Here is an 18453-nt window from a genome sequence, read left to right on the forward strand (position 1 = left end):
CTGGCAACGGGAGACAACTCTTCTTAGACTGATATTCCCATCAATCATGCGCTAACGGTTATGTCTCACGCTTACGATACCTTTGAAACGCTTTGCCAACAGAATGCGGTCCTGCGGGAAACCGTCTCGCTGAATTCGGGCATTCAGCTGGCTGCGTGGTACAACAAGCACGATACGATAACGGTAAAAAGTAACCATCATACCCTCAGCCTGTACGTGGCGGACGGCTACGAAAGCTACCAAAAAACGCCGGGCGGCTGGAAGAACGGCGGGGGACCGGACCGTTTCTGTCTGATGCCAAAAGAGAGCGAATCGACGTGGGATATCCGTGATGACCTGTCGTTTGTGCATCTCTACTGCACCGATGAACACCTGCGTGACGTGGGGGAAAAAATCTGGGATAAGCGGCCGCTTTCGCTGACGCTGGACGAGCGCATTTTCGGCAGCGATCCGAAGATCACCGCGCTGTATCGCCAGTTTTTACTCGGCTGCGACTGGCAGCAGAATGCCAACCAGCTCACCCTGAGCACGGCCTCTACGCTGCTCCTGACCCATCTGCTGCAAAACTACTCTAACGTCCAGTGGAAGCTGCCGGTCGTCGCCGGCGGGCTATCGCCGTTCGTGCTGCGCAACGTGCTGGCCTTTATCGAAGAGAACCTGGGCCAGCCCCTGACGCTGGCTGAACTGGCGGCGCAGGCCGCCCTCAGCGAATACCATTTTGCCCGCATGTTCCGCCAGTCGACGGGGCTGGCGCCGCATCAGTACGTGATGCAAAGGCGAATGGAAAAAGCGAAGGCCCTGGTGCAGCACACCTCGACGCCGCTGACGGACATCGCGCTTGCCTGCGGGTTTAACTCCGCCAGCCACTTTAGTAACCGCTTTCGCAGCGCGACGGGCATGACGCCTTCGCAGCTACGTGCGGCGAGCGCGTGAAAACAGGGCATAGCATACGCCCCCCAGCACCAGCCCCCAGAATGCCGAACCGATGCCCAGGATCGTGACGCCGCTTGCGGTCATCAGGAACGTGACGATGGCCGCGTCGCGCTCCGCTTCGTGGCTTAATGCCTGATATAAACTTCCGCTGATGGTGCCCAGCAGCGCCAGACCGGCCAGCGTCTGGATCCAGCTGAGCGGCAGAGCGGCCATCAGTCCCGTAATCGAGCCGCCGAAAATCCCCGCCAGCAGATAAAACCCTCCGGCTGCGATGGCCGCCAGCCAGCGTTTATCGGCGTCCGGGTGTGCATCCGGACTTTGACAAATGGCGGCAGTAATGGCCGCGATACAGATAGAAAACACGCCAAAAGGGGAAAGCAGCAGCGCCAGCGCACCGGTAACGATGATGAGCGGTGAGACCGCCAGCGGGTAACCGGATGCCTTCATCGTGGCGAAACCCGGCGCGTTTTGCGATGCCATGGTGACCAGGAAGAAGGGTACGCCAATACTTACCAGGCTGGTGAAGGTGAACGTGGGGGCAATAAACTCAGGCATCACAAGGGAGAACGCGAGCTTGTTAGTGACAACGTCACCTCCCGCCCATGCCACGATACCGCCAACCAGCAGCGTGACCACGATGGCATAACGCGGGGCCAGCGCTTTTGCTATCAGCCATGCCGCAATCATGCTGGCGCACAGCAGAAAGTGCCCCTCCAGGTGCGCAAACGCGTGCAGGCCAAACTGCAGCAGCACCCCAGCCAGCATGGCGGCGGCCAGGGAATGGGGGATCAGCTTCATCAGTCTGGCGAATAAGCCTGTAATGCCGCAGAGCAAAATGAGCGCGTTAGCAAAGATGAACACGCCAATCGTCTCGGCCAGCGTCACCCCGTGCAGGCTGGTGGCAAGCAGCGCCGCGCCGGGCGTCGACCAGGCTGTCAGCACCGGCGCTTTGTACCACCAGGAAAGCGCCAGCGTGCTGACGCCCATCCCAATCCCCAGCGCGGTCATCCAGCCCGCAATCTGCTGTGCGCTGGCGCCTGCCGCCGCGGCGGCCTGCCAGATGATGGCGGCCGAGCTGGCGTAACCGACCAGCACGGCGACAAATCCAGCCAGTGCGACTGGAACAAGGTGAGAGGAAGGGCGCATGGAAACTCCGTTGTGCGTTATAACGTCCGGCATAAGGTAACACTGTGCGCTATAGCGTACAAGTGGTATGCTGATCGTCATCAGGAGGGAACATGGACATCACACTACATCTTGCAACCACGCTGAAAACCCTGCGCCAGGCGCGCGGCTGGAGTTTGTCGAAGCTCGCAGACGAAACCGGTGTGTCAAAAGCCATGCTGGGGCAAATCGAGCGCAATGAATCCAGCCCGACGGTGTCGACGCTGTGGAAAATTGCCACCGGTCTGAACGTTCCGTTTTCCGCCTTCATCACGCCGGAGGCGGACCGGCAGGCGGTGTTTGATCCGCAGCAGCAGGCGATGGTGGTTAAACCGCTCTTTCCGTGGGACGAGACGCTTCGGTTTGATTATTTCTCCATTACCCTGGCACCGGGCGCGCTGAGTGAATCCACGCCGCATGAGGCCGGGGTGATCGAACATGTGGTGGTGGTCAGCGGCGAGCTGGAGATGAAGCTTGACGGCAAATGGCAGACGATTTCTGCCGATTCAGGCGTCCGTTTTGCCGGTGATAAACCGCACGCCTACCGCAATAGCGGCGACCGAACGGTGCATTTTCACTCCCTGATTCATTATCCCCGCTGACGCTACGCAAAACTGTTTCGCTGACGCATACTTCTGACTACAATAGCCGCCATTTTGACCATAACGGATAACGACGAAGTATGCGCCTGCAATCCCATCATCTTGAACTTTTAAGCCCGGCCCGCGACGCCGCCATTGCCCGTGAAGCGATCCTTCACGGCGCTGACGCCGTCTACATTGGTGGCCCAGGCTTCGGTGCCCGCCATAACGCCAGCAACAGCCTGAGCGATATTGCTGAACTGGTGCCGTTCGCCCACCGTTTCGGGGCGAAAGTGTTCGTGACCCTGAACACCATTCTTCATGATGATGAGCTGGAGCCTGCGCAACGTCTGATTACCGATCTGTACCAGACCGGCGTTGATGCCCTGATCGTTCAGGATATGGGCGTGCTTGAGCTGGATATTCCACCTATTGAGCTCCATGCCAGTACCCAGTGTGATATCCGTACGGTCGAGAAGGCGAAGTTTCTCTCCGACGTCGGCTTTTCGCAGATCGTTCTGGCGCGCGAGCTGAACCTGAATCAGATCCGCGATATTCACCAGGCGACCGACGCGACGATTGAATTCTTTATCCACGGCGCGCTGTGCGTGGCCTATTCCGGTCAGTGTAATATTTCCCACGCGCAGACGGGCCGCAGCGCCAACCGCGGCGACTGTTCTCAGGCCTGCCGTCTGCCGTATACCCTGAAAGACGATCAGGGCCGCGTCGTGGCGTTCGAAAAACACCTGCTCTCTATGAAGGATAACGATCAGACGGCCAACCTGGGCGCGCTGATCGACGCGGGCGTACGTTCCTTCAAGATTGAAGGGCGCTACAAAGATATGAGCTACGTGAAGAACATCACCGCGCACTATCGCCAGATGCTGGACGCCATCATCGAAGATCGCGGCGACCTGGCGCGCGCGTCGGCCGGTCGCACCGAGCATTTCTTTATTCCGTCGACGGACAAGACGTTTCACCGCGGCAGTACGGACTATTTTGTGAATGCCCGTAAAGGGGATATCGGCGCGTTTGATTCACCGAAGTTTATCGGTTTACCGGTCGGTGAAGTGCTAAAAGTGGCGAAAGATCACCTTGATGTTGAAGTGACAGAACCACTGGCGAACGGCGATGGCCTTAACGTGATGATTAAGCGTGAAGTCGTCGGCTTCCGTGCCAATACGGTGGAGAAAACCGGCGAGAACCGCTACCGCGTATGGCCGAATGAAATGCCCGCCGATCTCTACAAGGCGCGGCCGAACGCGGCGCTCAACCGTAACCTCGATCATAACTGGCAGCAGGCGCTGCTGAAAACCTCCAGCGAACGCCGTATCGCCGTGGATATTGAGCTGGGCGGCTGGGAAGAACAGCTGATTCTGACCATGACCTGTGAAGACGGCATCAGCGTGACGCATACGCTCGATGGTCTTTTCGAGGTGGCAAACAACGCGGAAAAAGCGCTCAACAGCCTGAAGGATGGCGTGGCGAAGCTGGGCCAGACGATTTACTACGCGCGCGCTATCGACGTGAATCTACCGGACGCGCTGTTCGTGCCGAACAGCCTGCTTAACGCGTTCCGCCGTGAAACGGCAGAGATGCTGGACGCCGCACGCCTGGCACAGTATCCGCGCGGTAGCCGTAAAGCGGAAGCCGTCCCTGCGCCAGTCTACCCGGACACCCATTTATCCTTCCTCGCCAATGTCTACAACCATAAAGCCCGTGAATTTTATCATCGCCACGGCGTGCAGCTGATCGACGCAGCCTATGAAGCGCATGAAGAGAAGGGTGATGTGCCGGTGATGATCACCAAGCACTGCCTCCGCTTTGCGTTTAACCTGTGCCCTAAGCAGGCGAAAGGGAACATTAAGAGCTGGAAGGCTACGCCCATGCAGCTGGTCAACGGTGACGAAGTTCTGACCCTCAAGTTCGACTGCCGTCCTTGCGAAATGCATGTGATTGGCAAGATGAAAAACCACATCTTCAAAATGCCGCAGCCCGGCAGTATCGTGGCGTCCGTGAGTCCTGACGACCTGATGAAAACCCTGCCAAAACGCAAGGGCAGCTAATTACCGAACGTGAGTGTCCGGTTTGCGCGATTTCTGCCACAGGTGGTGTTCGCGCAAACCCTCCGCCGACTCTTCCGCAGCGCTTCGCAACTCATCGCTGTCGGCTTCATGACGAAGCTGATGCCCCACATTCTTTACCCATAAATATTCATGCCCTTTGTGCCCGGCCATCAGCTGGCCTGAAAATAGCGCACAGATAAGCATAACGAGAGATAACCCTTTTTTAATCATGGATTCACCGCTATAAAATAATGCGGGATAATCATGACGATTATTTTATAGTGTTATTATTCAAAAGATAAAATTCACGCAAAGAAAATGTCAAAAAGTGTGGATTTAGAATATCGATTAAGATATTTCCTAAAAATCAATGAGAACTTTGTAAACCCCCATTTCTTGCCCACAATGGATATTTATATTAAGGATAAATCTTATATAATCGCTACCTTGGGCTAAGGAATAGGTCATTTATAAATGAAAAAAATAATAGTGCTTACGCTTCTGGCGGTTGCTGTTGGAGGCGTTGTAGGGGTTCGTTATGTAATTAATGACGAACCAGAATATATCCGGTCTGCAGAGATTCGCGTCGGTTCCTATTTAACCAGCGATTATGGTGGCGTTGACTGCACCAGCAAAAAAGTGAACGACGTGCGCTGGGAATTAGATTGCACCCATCAAGCAAGAGGAAAAACATTCCAGTTTGCGGTGTATCCCTCAGAAAAAGCACCTTATGGGGTCGCACGCTCTTTTTATCTTGAAGCCATTAATGACGACGCCAGACAAAGCGCAGAGCAGGGCCTTATGCGTTATTTAGAGATCAATACCCATGCCGGTTAATAAGGTTGTTTAGCGTTCGTTAAGACAGCAGGTGTTAGGTTGTATGAGATCCGCAGCTCGGCCATGGAGTGTCGGGACGTAGAGACCAAAATACAAATCTATCCATGCAAGCATTTACCGCCATTTATGGCGGTTTTTTTTTACGTGCAGGCCTCGCGATGGGTTCATGGAGTCAGCCGATAGTGCGACTGCACCAGGCCCGAAGGGAAGCTGCGGCTTGATACCAGGGTCAAATCAACATCCAGGGACAAGGTTCCGAACAGCTGCTTTCCCGAACCGAGCAGGACAGGAACGGTCGTGATCACCATATCGGCTACCAGCCCTTCGCGCAAGAACGACTGAATCACCTGTCCGCCATCGAGATAGACGCGATGGACGTCCTGTGCGGCGAGATGGTCAAGCAGCTCCTGTGGCGTGCGGGATGAGAACTGCACTTTTCCCCTCAGCGCCTCCGGCACGGGCGTGTTGGCCAGCTGTCGCGAGAGCACCAGCACGGGCCGATCGTAAGGCCATGCGTCGAAGGTCAGTACCTTCTCATAACTCCCTCGTCCCATTACGATCCAGTCTTTGTCTGCGATGAACGCCTCATAGCCATGATCTTCCATTGGATCGTCGCGCTGCAGCAGCCAGTCGATATCGTCATTCTGTCGGGCGATGTAGCCATCAAGACTAACCGCGATAAAAACGTGTGTGGTGACCATCAGATGCTCCGTGTGCCAGTGTAACCCTTAAACTGACGCCTCAGCGTGCAGTACCAGGACGTGAAAATTGTTTGCGGTACTGGGCCGGGGAAAGCGCGAACTGCTGGCGAAAATGGTGGCGCAGTGTCGACGCCTGACCAAACCCGGTCTGTTCAGCAATACTGTCGATACTTAACCGGCTGCTTTCCAGGTAATCTTTTGCTCTCAGCAGGCGCTCATTGATTAACCAGCGTGCGGGCGTCGTTCCCGTTGCTGCCTCGAAGCGACGAAGGAAGGTGCGCTGGCTCATACCGACCCGACGCGCCAGCGAGTCGACGCTGTGCGCCTCGATAAGATGCGTGTGCAGAAAATCAAACAGCTGGCCGAGACGCTGGCTTTCCCGCAGCTGCGCCACCGGGCGGCTCAGCTGCTGCGGCTGAGATCCATCCCTGTGGGGAGGAATGACCAGCCGACGCGCCACGCTGTTGGCGGTTTCCATGCCATAATCACGACGCACAACGTGCAGGCAGAGATCGATCCCCGCCGCGCTGCCAGCGGAGGTCAGAATATCGCCTTCGTCCTGGTAGAGCACATCCTCAACCACGTCGATGTCAGGGTAGCGGGCCTTTAGCGCGTCAATATAGCGCCAGTGCGTCGTGGCTTTGCGTCCGTTCAGCAGCCCCGAGGCGGCGAGGACAAACACGCCCGAGCAGATGGAGAGCAGCTGGCACCCGCGCGCACTGGCCTGACGCAATGCCCCGCAGAGCGCATCCGGAACCGGTGAGTCCAGTCCCCGCCAGCCCGGAACAACGATCAGGTCGGCAGACTCAAGCAGGGTGATATCCCCGTCGGTGATGATGCGGATCCCGCCCGTCGCGCGAAGTTCACCGCTGTCAACGCTCGCCACCGCAAAACGATACCATTCGTCGCCCAGCTCGGGGCGCGGCAGGCCGAAAATCTCCACCGCTACGCCAAATTCAAAGGTACACAGACCGTCATACGCCAGCACAACCACTTTCGGGCGGGAAATTTGTCTTAAGTTTGTCATCTTTTTGCTGTTTTCTGGCATAAGCGAACGCATTCACGGGCTGAATTTGTGGATAGAGTAGTGTTAACACAAACGCCAAAGATGAGGAAGGATCATGAGCTATGTTACTGAATTTCCGGCTGCCGAGCCGCAGGAAGCCGTTACCCATTTTCTGCGTCGCCTGAGCGTCGAAACCGACTGTGCTGATGTACATCACGCCATCGTCAACCACGAGCAGGACTTCGTGCTGCTGCACGTGGTGGGAAGCCCGGAGCAGTTTGCCCGTCGTCACGTGCCCGGCGCTCTGCACCTGCCGCGGAGCCAGATTACTGCGGAGCGTATGGCCCAATGGCCTGAAGGCACGCTGTTCGTCGTCTACTGCGCAGGGCCGCACTGCAACGGCGCGGACAGAGCCGCGCTGAAGCTGGCGCGTCTCGGGCTGCCGGTCAAAATCATGCTCGGGGGCATCACCGGCTGGGAGGATGAAAAGTTCGCCTTTGCCAGCAGCGAAACCGCCGCTGCGCTGTGAAGATGAATTTTTTTCAACACCCGTGAATTTTTCTCGTTTGCCGGTGCCGGTAAGGTATGACATTGTTTTTGGACATTTAGACATCCAGAAGTCTAAAACTTCAAATAATGAATTATCACTGCTGGCAATTATCGCCGGCAGACTGAGGAGATTTTCATGCAACGACACCACGCCCCGTACCGCGCCGATGTAGTCGGCAGTTTTTTACGCCCGGATGCCATCAAAGAGGCTCGCCTGAAGTTCGCCAGCGGCGAAATTGATGCCGGACAGCTTCGCGCGGTAGAGGATGACGCCATCCGCCACGTCGTTGAGCAGCAGTGCGCGTGCGGCCTGCATGTCGTGACCGACGGCGAGTTTCGTCGTGCCTGGTGGCACTTCGACTTCTTCGACGGTCTGCAGGGCGTTGAGCGTTACGATTCACAGCAGGGCATTCAGTTCAACGGGGTGCAAACCAAAGCCCACGGCGTGCGCGTCACCGGCAAGCTGGGCTTTGGCGACCATCCGATGCTCGAAGATTTTCGTTATCTGAAAAGCATCAGCGGCAATGCTCAGCCGAAAATGACCATTCCCAGCCCGAGCGTGCTGCATTTCCGCGGAGGCCGTAAAGATATTGATGCCACAGTGTATCCGGACCTGAACGTGTATTTTGACGATCTGGCGACCACCTGGCGCGACGCCATCCGCGCATTCTACGACGCGGGCTGCCGTTATCTGCAGCTGGACGACACCGTCTGGGCCTATCTCTGTTCGGACGATCAGCGCCGCCAGATCCGCGAGCGCGGCGATGATGCCGATGAGCTGGCACGCATCTATGCCCGCGTCCTGAACAAGGCGCTGGAAGGCAAGCCGGACGATCTGACCATCGGGCTGCACGTCTGCCGCGGGAACTTCCGTTCAACCTGGATTTCCGAAGGCGGCTATGAGCCTGTGGCGGAAGTGCTGTTCGGAACCGTCAACGTTGACGCGTTCTTCCTTGAATATGATAACGACCGCAGCGGGGATTTCGCGCCATTGCGCTTCATTCGCCCGGGCAAGCAGCAGGTGGTGCTGGGTCTTATCACCACGAAAAACGGCGAGCTGGAGAACCCGGAGGGGATTAAAGCCCGTCTGGAAGAGGCGGCGAAATACGTGGCAAAAGAGCAAATTTGCCTCAGCCCGCAGTGCGGCTTTGCCTCTACCGAAGAGGGCAACAGCCTGAGTGAATCCCAGCAGTGGGACAAAGTCCGTCTGGTCACGCAGATCGCCAGCGAAGTCTGGTAAAGCATCTTTCACAGCGCTGCATTATAAAAGTGCAGCGCTGTGCCATTCTGAGACGTTCTCTTTACATCCTGCTTTCCCCCTTCAGAAATAGCGCGTCCTCCATTCTGGCATCCTTTTTGCTCCTGCTTCGCTGACACTTTTTTTTCCGCGTCCACGCCGTAACGGACGTTTTCGCACAGCGTTCTTTTTCAGGAGTGAAAATATGCAGCGTCGTACCTTATTAAAAGCCTTTGCGTTATCCGCGTCCGTCGTGGCGATGGGAATGAGTTTTGGCGTGCAGGCGGCCGACACCATCAAAGTGGGGATCATGCATTCTCTTTCCGGCACCATGGCGATCTCCGAAACCCCGCTGAAGGACGTCGCGCTGATGACCATCGACGAGATCAACGCCAAAGGCGGCGTGCTGGGCAAGAAGCTGGAGCCGGTGGTGGTGGATCCCGCCTCAAACTGGCCGCTGTTTGCCGAGAAAGCGCGCCAGCTGTTAAGTCAGGATAAAGTGGCGGTCGTGTTCGGCTGCTGGACGTCGGTTTCGCGCAAATCCGTGCTGCCGGTGTTTGAGGAACTGAACGGTCTGCTGTTCTACCCGGTGCAGTACGAAGGCGAAGAGATGTCGCCGAACGTCTTCTATACCGGCGCCGCGCCGAACCAGCAGGCCATCCCGGCGGTGGAATACCTGATGAGCGAAGACGGCGGCGCGGCGAAGCGCTTCTTCCTGCTGGGAACCGATTACGTCTACCCGCGCACCACTAACAAGATCCTGCGCGCTTTCCTGCATTCGAAAGGGGTGGAGGATAAGGACATCGAAGAGGTTTATACCCCGTTTGGCCATAGCGACTACCAGACCATCGTCGCCAATATCAAGAAATTCTCCGCAGGCGGCAAAACCGCCGTGGTGTCGACCATCAACGGCGATTCCAACGTGCCGTTTTATAAAGAGCTGGCTAACCAGGGGCTGAAGGCAACCGACGTGCCGGTGGTGGCGTTCTCCGTGGGCGAAGAAGAGCTGCGCGGGATCGACACCAAACCGCTGGTCGGCAACCTGGCCGCATGGAACTACTTCGAATCCGTCGATAACCCGACCAACCAGGCCTTCGTGGCGGATTACAAAGCCTATGCCAAAGCGCATAAGCTGCCGAACGCCGATACCGTGGTGACCAACGACCCGATGGAGGCCACTTACGTAGGTATTCATATGTGGGCGCAGGCGGTGGAAAAAGCGGGCACCACCGACGTGGATAAAGTGCGCGCGGCGATGGCCGGCCAGTCCTTTAAGGCGCCGTCAGGCTTTACGCTCACCATGGATGCCACCAACCACCATCTGCATAAGCCGGTCATGATCGGTGAAATCGAAGGCAACGGTCAGTTCAACGTGGTGTGGCAGACGGAGCAGCCGGTACGCGCCCAGCCGTGGAGCCCGTTCATCGCCGGAAACGATAAAAAGCCCGACCAGCCGATGAAAACCGCCAGCAACTAAGCCATCACTGCAGGGAGAAACGTCATGAACGCCATGCGCATGTTCATCGCTCTTGTATGGCTTTCCGGACTGCTGCCAGGGATGGCGCAGGCATCGGATGCCGATCGTTTTGTTGCCGCCAGCCGCAGCCAGCAGGCGGAATTGCTGACGCAGTGGGCCGCTGCCCCGGACGCGGTAAGGCTGCCGCTGCTCCAGGCACTGCAAAAGGAAAACCTGTATACCGACAGCCAAAAGCACGCTTTTGCGCAGCGCAATGGTCAAATGGTCTCGCTCGGTGACGCTCAGGCGGCCGAAGGGGCAACCAAAGCCGTTCGTCTGACCAACCGGCTGCGCGTGCTGGCCGCCACGGCCATCGCTACGCATCAGCTCGTCAGTGACAGTGTCACCGAAAGGCGGTCAGCGGCACGTCAGCTCCAGCGGGATGCCCAGCCCGGGATGCTCGCTTTTCTGGAAACGCGGCTAAAGGATGAATCGGACGCGGTGGCACGTCAGGCGCTGCTGCTGGCGGTGGCGAATCTCCAGCTAGCCAGTCCGCAGGCAGAGGTGCGCCGCAGGGCTGTCGAATTATTAGGGCAGTCCGACGATCCGGACGTGGAGTCCAGACTTACTCCGTTTACCTCGGTACAGTCAGAGCCGGATGCCGGGGTGCGCGCTGCCGCGCAGGAGAGTCTTAGCCAGATCCAGCATCGACTCATGTGGGGCGATCTGCTGGGCCAGGCGTTTATGGGGCTGTCGCTGGGGTCGGTGCTGCTGCTGGCGGCGCTGGGGCTTGCCATCACCTATGGCCTGCTGGGCGTCATTAATATGGCGCACGGCGAGATGCTGATGCTGGGCGCGTATGCCACGTGGATGGTGCAGCAGGCGATGGCCGGGCTTGCGCCCCAGTGGCTGGCGCTCTATCCCGTTATCGCGCTGCCGGTCGCGTTCTGCCTGACGGCGGGCATCGGGATGGTGCTGGAGCGCACCGTGATTCGCCATTTGTACGGTCGTCCGCTGGAAACGCTGCTGGCGACGTGGGGGATCAGCCTGATGCTTATCCAGCTGGTGCGCATGACGTTTGGCGCCCAGAACCTGGAGGTCGCCAACCCCGGATGGCTGTCCGGCGGGGTGCAGGTTTTTGCCAACCTGACGCTGCCGTGGAACCGCATCGTGGTGCTGGGCTTCGTGCTGCTGGTGCTGTTCTTTACCTGGCTCATTCTGAATAAAACCCGTCTGGGGCTTAACGTGCGCGCGGTAACGCAGAACCGCAGCATGGCCGCCTGCTGCGGGGTACCGACAGGTCGCGTCGATATGCTGGCGTTTGGGCTTGGTTCAGGGATTGCGGGGTTAGGCGGCGTGGCGCTATCGCAGCTCGGTAACGTCGGGCCGGAGCTGGGCCAGGGGTACATTATTGATTCCTTCCTCGTGGTCGTTCTCGGTGGCGTAGGGCAGCTAGCAGGCAGCGTGGCCGCGGCGTTTGGCCTGGGCATCTTCAATAAAATTCTTGAACCGCAGATGGGTGCGGTGCTGGGCAAGATCGTGATTCTGGTGGCGATCGTGCTGTTTATTCAGAAACGCCCTCAGGGGCTGTTTGCGCTGAAAGGGAGGGTGATTGACTGATGAGCCAGCCGCTGACCTTAACGCTGGCGCGCAAAGCGCCGCGCACAACGCAACTTGCAGGCAGCCTGCTGGTGGTGTGTCTGCTGATATTACCGTTTTTCGCCTTACTGCCCGCGACGCATCCGCTGGCGCTGTCGACCTGGATGCTGACGCTGATTGGCAAGATCCTCTGCTATGCCATCGTGGCGGTGGCGCTGGATCTGGTGTGGGGCTATGCCGGGATGCTCTCTCTCGGGCACGGCATCTTCTTCGCCCTGGGCGGCTATGCGATGGGCATGTACCTGATGCGCCAGGCCTCGGGTGACGGTCTGCCCGCGTTTATGTCGTTCCTCTCCTGGAGCGAGCTGCCGTGGTTCTGGTGGGGCACCCAGCATTTTGCCTGGGCGCTGGTGCTGATTGTGATGGTGCCGGGCCTGCTGGCGCTGGTGTTTGGCTGGTTTGCCTTCCGCTCAAAGATTAAAGGGGTCTACTTCTCGATTATGACCCAGGCGCTGACCTATGCCGGAATGCTGCTGTTCTTTCGCAACGAAACCGGTTTTGGCGGCAATAACGGCTTTACCGGCTTCACCACGCTGCTCGGGTTTTCGGTGACGGAAACAACCACCCGTATCGCGCTGTTTCTGGCGACCGTGCTGTTGCTGATTCTGGCGTTAGGCACCGGATTTGCGCTGGCGAAGAGCAAGTTTGGCCGCATCCTGACCGCCGTTCGCGACGCCGAAAACCGCCTGACGTTTTGCGGCTACGATCCGCGCGGGTTCAAGCTGCTGGTATGGACGCTTTCTGCCGTGCTGTGCGGCCTGGCAGGGGCGCTGTACGTCCCGCAGGTGGGCATTATTAACCCCGGTGAAATGTCACCCACAAACTCGATAGAAGCGGCCATCTGGGTGGCGCTGGGCGGGCGCGGCACGCTGGTCGGGCCGGTGATTGGCGCAGCGCTGGTGAACGGGGCGAAGAGCTTCTTCACCGTCGCGATGCCGGAATACTGGCAGCTGTTTCTGGGGCTGATTTTCATCGCCGTCACGCTGTTTTTACCGCGCGGCGTCTACGGTCTGTTTCGAAAAGGAGATAAATAATGCAGCCAGCCGAAGGGTTATTTACCCGCCAGTTGCCCGGCGACCGTTACCGTGAACAGACCGACCCGGTGCTTCAGCTTGAGGCCATTAACGTCAGTTTTGATGGTTTTCAGGCCCTGACCGATCTCACGCTGAATATCGGCGTGGGCGAACTGCGCTGCGTGATTGGCCCTAACGGAGCCGGTAAAACCACGCTGATGGACGTCATCACCGGCAAAACGCGGCCAAAGAGCGGCAGGGCGATTTACGATCAGTCCATCGACCTGACCGGCCTGGAGCCTGCGGCCATCGCCCGGCAGGGAATCGGGCGTAAATTCCAGAAGCCCACCGTTTTTGAAGCGCTGACGGTGTGGGAAAACCTGGAGATCGCCATGAAAACCGATAAATCCGTCTGGGCGAGCCTGCGGGCAACGCTCAACGGTGAGCAGCGCGACCGTATTGATGAGATGCTGGGATTGCTGCGTCTTAGCAGCGAGCGCGACCGCCGTGCCGGGCTGCTTTCGCACGGGCAAAAGCAGTTTCTGGAAATCGGCATGCTGCTGGTGCAGGACCCGCACCTGCTGCTGCTGGATGAACCGGCCGCCGGGATGACCGACGCGGAAACGGAATACACCGCCGAGCTGTTCAAAACGCTGGCGGGTAAGCACTCTCTGATGGTAGTGGAGCACGATATGGGCTTTGTTGAAACCATCGCCGATCGCGTCACGGTGCTGCACCAGGGCCGCGTGCTGGCGGAAGGTTCGCTTCGCGAGGTGCAGGCTAACGAGCAGGTGATTGAGGTCTATCTGGGGCGCTAAGGAGCGACGATGTTACAGGTTAACGAACTGAATCAGTATTACGGCGGCAGCCATATCCTGCGCGGCGTGAGCTTTGAGGCCGTCACCGGAGAAGTCACCTGCCTGCTGGGGCGCAACGGCGTCGGGAAAACCACGCTGCTGAAGTGTCTGATGGGGCTGATCCCGGCGAAAACCGGGGAGATTGTCTGGCAGGGTAAAACGATCACCCACAGCAAGCCGCACCAGCGGGTGCAGTCTGGCGTGGCGTATGTTCCGCAGGGTCGCGAGATTTTCCCGCGCCTGACCGTGGAGGAGAACCTTATGCTGGGGATGGCGCGATTTTCCGCCCGCGAGGCGAAGCAGGTGCCGGACGAGATCTGGCAGCTGTTTCCGGTGCTTAAAGAGATGAAGCACCGTCGCGGCGGCGACCTCTCCGGCGGGCAGCAACAGCAGCTGGCGATTGGTCGCGCGCTGGCGAGCCGCCCGCAGCTGCTGATTCTGGATGAGCCGACCGAAGGCATACAGCCGTCGGTGATTAAAGAGATTGGCCAGGTGATCCGCACCCTGGCGGGCCGGGGGGATATGGCGATCCTGCTGGTTGAGCAGTTTTACGACTTTGCCGCCGAGCTGGCCGACAGCTACCTGCTGATGTCGCGCGGCACCATCATTCAGCGCGGGCGGGGTGAAAACATGGAGCAGGAGGGCGTTCGCGGGCTGGTTGCGATTTGAAATGTTATAATATAACATTCGCATTCTTACAAAACGGAATGAGGGTGTTATGTTGGCTGCACATATTGGGAAATTTGCCATGACTCTGGGGGCGCTGCTGGTCAGCGGCCAGCTTTTTGCTCACTCGCACGGTCATCAGATGACCGAAGCGGAACAGAAAGCGGCGAGCGGCGTGTTTGAGGATAAGGACGTGAAGGACAGAGCGCTGTCTGACTGGGACGGGACCTGGCAGTCGGTTTATCCGTTCCTGCTGGACGGTTCGCTGGATCCGGTGTTTAAACAGAAAGCGCAGAAAGACAAAAGCAAAACCTTTGCCGAGGTGAAAGCATACTACCGCAAGGGATATGCGACGGACGTGGATGCCATCGGCATCGAAAATAACGTGATGGAATTTCATAAGGGCGAAGCGGTCAGCCGCTGTCATTATGATTACAGCGGCTACAAAATTCTGACCTACGCGTCGGGTAAAAAAGGCGTTCGCTACCTGTTTGAGTGTAAGGACGCCAGCAGCAAGGCACCGAAGTTTGTGCAGTTCAGCGACCACACCATCGCGCCGAAGGCCTCTTCGCACTTCCATATTTTCATGGGCAACACCTCCCACGAGGCGCTGCTGAAAGAGATGGATAACTGGCCGACCTATTATCCGAATGAGATGTATAAAGAGCAGGTGGTGGAGGAGATGTTGCACCACTAGGCCTTTGCTTTTGCCGGGTGGCGGCTACGCCTTACCCGGCCTACGATTAGGGTTTTGTAGGTCGGGTAAGCGCAGCGCCACCCGACACGGTATCTTCATTCTTCACGCTCATGCCGCGCAAAATCATCAGCCACGCAATGACGATGGCGACCATCATGATGACAAACAACGACCAGTGCGGCAGGTTGGTCAGGATAATACCGGTGATCATCGGGTTTGCCGCCGCGCCGAGCCAGCCCAGCGCCTGGGCTGAGAAATAGCTCGCCTTCATCCCCGGCGGGGCGATGTTGTCGATCAGCATGTATTCACCCGGCGCATAGATAATTTCGCCCAGGGTAAAGATAGCGGCAGCGATGCCCCAGTAAACCAGGTTTTCTCCGGAGAGCATAAAGCCCCCCAGCCCCACGATAAAAAACAGGGTGGCGAGGGTCATCAGCGGGCGAATATTGCTGGGAGAGATCTTACGACCCAGCGCATATTGCAGCGTCACCACGACGGCGGCGTTGACGGGTAAAACTACGGCGACCACCTTTTCGGCGAAATTACTGTCTGCATGCGCGGCGAGAACGTACTGCGAAATGCAGGTCGCGAACGATCCGCCGACGTATGACGCGAGCAGGCCTGACAGCGTGTACCAGAACAGCGCGCGGTCTTTCAGCAATACCGACGGCTGCCAGGGCATTTTCTCCTCGGCGGTATCCAGCGCCACGCTTTTCTGCACGAAGAAATGGATGAATCCGAGCGGCAGCGCGGCGCAGAAGGCTGCCAGCCAGAACGGCAGCTGCAGGCTGTACATCACCAGCAGGGTGCCAATCGGCGGCCCGATCGTCCAACCAATGTTCAGGAAGCTGTAGTTCAGCGAGAAGACGCGCGCTTTCTGGCTTGCGGTGAGCACGTCGGAGAACCAGGCCTTCAGCACCGTCGAAAAGACGGAATAGGCGCAGTTGATCAGCGCAAAGAACAGCACCACCAGCGTGACGTTATCCACCAGCGGGATCGCGACAAACCCGGCGATAAAGGCCACGATCGCGATCAGCATGTAGCGTTTTTTATCAAACTTATCGGCAAGAATGCCAAAGCCCAGGCTGAACACCACGCCGATAGTCAGCGCAATCGTCAGGGCATAACCAATATTCTCGACGCTCATGCTATAGACGCGCGTGAGATAAATGGTCATAAACGGCAGCGTTGCCCCTCGACCAATGGTTAATAACAATGACGATGCCAGCAGCGCTGCGGTTGAGCGCCTGAGAGATGGTTTCATATTCCTGCCCGACAATTGCTTATGCTTTTTATGTTGTGTCCTAAAAGGATTATCACGACATAAGGGGCTTGTATAGCGCCTAATTTATCCGTAAGTGCTTCGCCTGACTGCCAGAATTAATGATCTTCTCGCGGCGTGCTTTTTTCTGTTACCTTGCAGTGTTAACAAATAATTAATAATTCAGGGGCAGGGTATGACGCGTAAAGACGGGCTGCTGGCGTTGCTGGTGGTCGTAGTATGGGGACTCAATTTTGTGGTCATCAAGCTGGGGCTGCACAACATGCCTCCGCTGATGCTGGCCGGTCTGCGTTTTATGCTGGTTGCGTTCCCGGCCATCTTCTTTGTCGCCCGTCCAAAGATCCCGTTAAAGCTGCTGCTGGGCTACGGTCTGACCATTAGCTTTGGCCAGTTCGCGTTTCTCTTCTGCGCGATTAAGTTCGGTATGCCGGCCGGTCTTGCCTCGCTGGTCTTACAGGCGCAGGCGTTCTTTACCATTATTCTCGGCGCGTTTGTGTTTGGCGAGCGCCTGCAGGGCAAACAGCTGGCGGGCATTACGCTCGCGGTGTTCGGCGTGCTGGTGCTCATTGAGGCCAGCCTGAATGGCCAGCACGTGGCGCTGCTGGGCTTTATGCTGACGCTGGCGGCGGGGCTGAGCTGGGCCTGCGGGAATATCTTTAACAAGCTGATTATGCAGCACGAGGCGCGCCCGGCGGTGATGTCCCTGGTGGTGTGGAGCGCCCTGATCCCCGTCATACCGTTTATGGTCGCGGCGTGGATTCTGGATGGCCCGGCCGTCATGCTCAATAGTCTGGTCGAGATCGACCTGACTACAATTCTCTCTCTGGTCTATCTGGCCTTTGTCGCCACCATTGTGGGCTACGGGATCTGGGGATCGCTGCTGGGTCGCTATGAAACCTGGCGCGTCGCGCCATTATCCCTGCTGGTGCCGGTGGTGGGGCTTGCCAGTGCGGCACTCTTACTGGATGAAACGCTGAGCGCGCTGCAGCTGTTTGGCGCCGTGCTGATCATGGCCGGGCTGTATATTAATGTCTTTGGCCTGCGCGTGCGTCGGGCGACGCGGGTAAGAAAGGCATAAAAAAAGCCCCGCGTCTGCGGGGCAAAAACGAATCAGAGGCCGTGCTGATTATAATAAGGCACGCCTAATTCGTCGGATTTGTCGCTACCAGCACCCATATGGTTGAAATCATAAGGCGACTGGTCATGTGCTGACGGCAAAATCATCGTATCAGGATTATTTTGCTGCGTTGCACGAGGGGTTTGCTCCGCGAAGGTCTGGCTGGAGAACAGCACCAGCAAGGCGAGGGCGGCGGAGGCGATAACTTTCATGATTTCCTCGGTTACGTCTGTTACAGGCGATGATTAACTACAGTGTTTTAACGGATACAGGTATCGGGATTCGCCCGGCACGCTGGTGATTCGGTACTTATGAGGCGGCACGTCAAAATAGTTCTTGAACGTACGCGTCAGGGTTTGTTGCGATTCAAATCCATAACGCTCCGCCAGATAAAGGATCGGCTCATTGCTTTCTTTCAGTTTTTGGGCAATTTCCGTCAGCTTGCGGCTGCGAATGTATTGACCTAATGAATGACCGGTCTCTTTTTTGAACATCCGTTGCAGGTGCCATTTGGAGTAACCTGAACGCTCTGACACTTTTTCAAGGGAGAGCGGCGATTCCAGGTTGTCCTCGATCCAGTCCAAAATGCTATGAATGGTGATAGCGTCAGTATTGCGTCTGGACATCGTCAT

The 18453-nt window shown here is 57.5% G+C and carries 20 protein-coding genes; 13 read left to right on the top strand and 7 right to left on the bottom strand.

Annotation, left to right across the window (positions count from 1 at the left end; translation table 11 throughout):
* The first annotated feature begins 60 nt into the window (after nt 1-60).
* Entirely contained in the window at nt 61-933 is an 873-nt protein-coding gene (locus L370_RS04490) for a helix-turn-helix transcriptional regulator (protein WP_023335681.1), read from the top strand.
* On the opposite strand, the gene L370_RS04485 is transcribed toward L370_RS04490, so the two are convergent.
* The gene (locus tag L370_RS04485; protein WP_023335682.1) at nt 913-2079 is read right to left on the bottom strand and encodes a benzoate/H(+) symporter BenE family transporter; all 1167 of its coding nucleotides are present in this window, start codon (nt 2077-2079) and stop codon (nt 913-915) included. The genes L370_RS04490 and L370_RS04485 overlap by 21 nt on opposite strands.
* A 92-nt stretch (nt 2080-2171) precedes the next feature.
* Between L370_RS04485 and L370_RS04480 the strand changes: the two genes are divergently transcribed.
* Both L370_RS04480 and L370_RS04475 read left to right on the top strand, forming a co-directional pair.
* Nucleotides 2172-2699 (top strand): helix-turn-helix domain-containing protein, encoded by a 528-nt coding sequence (locus tag L370_RS04480; RefSeq protein ID WP_023335683.1) that lies wholly within the window; start codon nt 2172-2174, stop codon nt 2697-2699.
* 80 nt (nt 2700-2779) lie between these two features.
* Complete coding sequence (locus tag L370_RS04475; protein ID WP_023335684.1) at nt 2780-4744, top strand: peptidase U32 family protein; 1965 nt, start codon at nt 2780-2782, stop codon at nt 4742-4744.
* Here the strand turns inward: L370_RS04475 and L370_RS0122125 are convergent, their stop codons facing one another.
* Nucleotides 4745-4975, bottom strand: coding sequence for a DUF2554 family protein (locus tag L370_RS0122125; protein WP_032666605.1), 231 nt, complete (start codon nt 4973-4975; stop codon nt 4745-4747).
* Nucleotides 4976-5218: 243 nt separating this feature from the next.
* Between L370_RS0122125 and L370_RS04470 the strand changes: the two genes are divergently transcribed.
* Nucleotides 5219-5581: a hypothetical protein gene (locus L370_RS04470; RefSeq protein ID WP_023335686.1), complete on the top strand. Its 363-nt coding sequence runs from the start codon at nt 5219-5221 to the stop codon at nt 5579-5581.
* Nucleotides 5582-5745: 164 nt separating this feature from the next.
* Here L370_RS04470 and L370_RS04465 read toward each other — a convergent pair whose 3' ends face one another.
* Entirely contained in the window at nt 5746-6282 is a 537-nt protein-coding gene (locus L370_RS04465) for a dihydrofolate reductase family protein (protein WP_023335687.1), read from the bottom strand.
* Nucleotides 6283-6322: 40 nt separating this feature from the next.
* Complete coding sequence (ftrA, locus tag L370_RS04460; RefSeq protein WP_032642986.1) at nt 6323-7330, bottom strand: transcriptional regulator FtrA; 1008 nt, start codon at nt 7328-7330, stop codon at nt 6323-6325.
* A gap of 73 nt (nt 7331-7403) precedes the next feature.
* Here ftrA and L370_RS04455 point away from each other — a divergent pair, with 73 nt between their 5' ends.
* From L370_RS04455 to zinT, 8 genes are all read left to right on the top strand, one after another.
* Entirely contained in the window at nt 7404-7817 is a 414-nt protein-coding gene (locus L370_RS04455; RefSeq protein WP_023335689.1) for a rhodanese-like domain-containing protein, read from the top strand.
* A 156-nt stretch (nt 7818-7973) separates the two neighbouring features.
* Complete coding sequence (locus L370_RS04450; protein ID WP_023335690.1) at nt 7974-9077, top strand: cobalamin-independent methionine synthase II family protein; 1104 nt, start codon at nt 7974-7976, stop codon at nt 9075-9077.
* A 202-nt stretch (nt 9078-9279) separates the two neighbouring features.
* Nucleotides 9280-10551: an urea ABC transporter substrate-binding protein gene (gene urtA, locus L370_RS04445; RefSeq protein WP_014883816.1), complete on the top strand. Its 1272-nt coding sequence runs from the start codon at nt 9280-9282 to the stop codon at nt 10549-10551.
* Between the two features lie 24 nt (nt 10552-10575).
* Nucleotides 10576-12150, top strand: coding sequence for an urea ABC transporter permease subunit UrtB (gene urtB, locus L370_RS04440; RefSeq protein WP_023335691.1), 1575 nt, complete (start codon nt 10576-10578; stop codon nt 12148-12150).
* A complete protein-coding gene (gene urtC / locus L370_RS04435) occupies nt 12150-13223 on the top strand; it encodes an urea ABC transporter permease subunit UrtC (protein WP_023335692.1) in 1074 nt (357 codons plus the stop codon). Before urtB ends, urtC begins: the two co-directional genes overlap by 1 nt.
* Nucleotides 13223-14020: an urea ABC transporter ATP-binding protein UrtD gene (urtD, locus tag L370_RS04430; protein ID WP_023335693.1), complete on the top strand. Its 798-nt coding sequence runs from the start codon at nt 13223-13225 to the stop codon at nt 14018-14020. The genes urtC and urtD overlap by 1 nt, the downstream gene beginning before the upstream one ends.
* A gap of 9 nt (nt 14021-14029) precedes the next feature.
* Nucleotides 14030-14728 (top strand): urea ABC transporter ATP-binding subunit UrtE, encoded by a 699-nt coding sequence (gene urtE / locus L370_RS04425; RefSeq protein ID WP_023335694.1) that lies wholly within the window; start codon nt 14030-14032, stop codon nt 14726-14728.
* 52 nt (nt 14729-14780) lie between these two features.
* Nucleotides 14781-15422: a metal-binding protein ZinT gene (gene zinT, locus L370_RS04420; protein WP_032666723.1), complete on the top strand. Its 642-nt coding sequence runs from the start codon at nt 14781-14783 to the stop codon at nt 15420-15422.
* A gap of 46 nt (nt 15423-15468) precedes the next feature.
* Here zinT and ydeE read toward each other — a convergent pair whose 3' ends face one another.
* Nucleotides 15469-16686, bottom strand: a complete 1218-nt coding sequence (ydeE, locus tag L370_RS04415) for an efflux MFS transporter YdeE (RefSeq protein ID WP_023335696.1) — start codon at nt 16684-16686, stop codon at nt 15469-15471.
* Between the two features lie 193 nt (nt 16687-16879).
* On the opposite strand from ydeE, the gene eamA reads away from it, so the two are divergent.
* Nucleotides 16880-17782 (top strand): O-acetylserine/cysteine exporter, encoded by a 903-nt coding sequence (gene eamA, locus L370_RS04410; RefSeq protein WP_023335697.1) that lies wholly within the window; start codon nt 16880-16882, stop codon nt 17780-17782.
* A gap of 32 nt (nt 17783-17814) precedes the next feature.
* Here the strand turns inward: eamA and marB are convergent, their stop codons facing one another.
* On the bottom strand, nt 17815-18033 hold the full coding sequence (gene marB, locus L370_RS04405; RefSeq protein ID WP_023335698.1) for a multiple antibiotic resistance protein MarB: 219 nt from the start codon (nt 18031-18033) through the stop codon (nt 17815-17817).
* A 33-nt stretch (nt 18034-18066) separates the two neighbouring features.
* Nucleotides 18067-18447, bottom strand: coding sequence for an MDR efflux pump AcrAB transcriptional activator MarA (marA, locus tag L370_RS04400; protein ID WP_008502237.1), 381 nt, complete (start codon nt 18445-18447; stop codon nt 18067-18069).
* Nucleotides 18448-18453 lie beyond the last annotated feature (6 nt).

The sequence above is a fragment of the Enterobacter sp. MGH 24 genome (genome assembly GCF_000493015.1).
GTDB lineage: Bacteria > Pseudomonadota > Gammaproteobacteria > Enterobacterales > Enterobacteriaceae > Enterobacter.